Below are 292 nucleotides of genomic sequence, written 5' to 3' on the forward strand. Positions count from 1 at the left end.
CTCCTTTCTTATCCAACTCCTTCCCCAACCACAAACCATCCACTCAATCTATCTAACCAAACTTCCCAATTACCTCTTTCACCTTCTTCCTCTCCAAATCACCGATAAACTCCCAACTGCCCTCTTCACCAAAACCTTCCCATTTCCCCTCCCCATCCTCCCTTACATCACTCCCTCTATCATACTACACTTGCTTTCCATCCACCTTATTCCTAAATTACCCCAGTCCCCAAAGCAAGGTGAACAACGTAAGAAGAAATCTCCACACTTCACCCGTTACTTAACCATCCGG

1 pseudogene is annotated in these 292 nt (G+C 45.9%); it reads left to right on the forward strand.

From position 1 onward, the window contains the following. Positions 1-154: 154 nt before the first annotated feature. A pseudogene (locus tag FS628_RS32905) lies at positions 155-292 on the forward strand (preprotein translocase subunit SecY); the annotation flags it as partial.

Source organism: Paenibacillus xylanexedens, assembly GCF_007676705.1.
Classification (GTDB): domain Bacteria; phylum Bacillota; class Bacilli; order Paenibacillales; family Paenibacillaceae; genus Paenibacillus; species Paenibacillus xylanexedens_C.